We start from the raw sequence: 1,104 nt of genomic DNA on the forward strand, positions 1-1,104 counted from the left end.
GTTGTACATGGCCGACTCCGACACATTGCGGTCGAATCCCATGCGATAGGCTTTCTCGAAAGCCATCAATGCCCCGTCGGCCTTGCCCTCGGCGAGATAGCTCTGGCCGAGAATCAGATTGGCGCTCTGCCCCATGGCATTGTCGGACGCAGCCGCGTGCCCGAGGCTGCGTATCGCTGCCTGATAGTTGCCGAGGCGATACTCGCCCACTCCTAAAATGTAGAACGCCGACGGACGGATACGGTCGGTGGTCGACGCGTAGCGGCGCAGATAAGGCAGAGCCTCCTCCTCGCGGCCGAGGTTGAACAGCGACTCGCCGGCTATACGGTTCATTTCGGGCGCGAACTGCTCCACGGCATCGTTTTTCAGAAGCTGCCGGCTGAGCGACAAGGCTCCGGAAAAATCGCCCTGAACAAAATCGATCTGCGCCAGATAGTACTGCGCAACGTCATTCAGCTCGGCGTTGCCCGCCGCCTCCTTGAAAAGCGTGCGCGCTGCTGCATAATTGCCGGCCGCATATTCGAGATATCCACGATAGAAAGCTCCGGCGGCGCGATAGCGGTCGGACCGCGCCAGACGGCTGAAGCCCTGCATGGCCTCCTCGGTGTCACCGAGCATAAGACGGGAATATGCCTGGCGGTAGTCGACATCGGCCGCCACATAGCTGTCGAGCGCATCGCGGTCGACACGCCCGTAGGCCTCCACAGCCGCAGGGTAATCCGAGCGGTGGAAATACCAGTCGCCCACGGCCGCAAGCATCTCCTCGCGCCGTGCCGACGCCGGATAGTCGGCTATCCACCGCTGCAACAGCCGCAGAGCGTCATCGTGGCCGAGATACAGCGCCGACAGCGCCGTAAGCCTCCGAGCCTCCTCCATCTGACCGGGCGAAGGGGTCAGACGCTCCATGGCACGCATCTGATCGATGCACCCTGTATAGTTCAGATCGTCAAACATTCGGAAGCCGCGTTCCAGATATCCTGCCGCGCCGGCCCCATTGATCTGGCCCGAGGCCTGCACCGTCAGCGCACCGGCCACGGCCACTGCAAAAAGTAGGCTGTGTTTCATATCGCGAAGTTACATAAATATGACCGCACGCGCAAATAT

At 61.1% G+C, this 1,104-nt stretch carries 1 protein-coding gene; it reads right to left on the reverse strand.

Annotated features, from left to right (window positions below):
- Window positions 1-1,065: tetratricopeptide repeat protein (locus C5O24_RS13630; protein ID WP_133165616.1), on the reverse strand; the 1,065-nt coding region annotated here is incomplete at its 3' end.
- Window positions 1,066-1,104: the final 39 nt, after the last annotated feature.

The organism is Paramuribaculum intestinale (assembly GCF_003024925.1).
Lineage (GTDB): Bacteria > Bacteroidota > Bacteroidia > Bacteroidales > Muribaculaceae > Paramuribaculum > Paramuribaculum intestinale.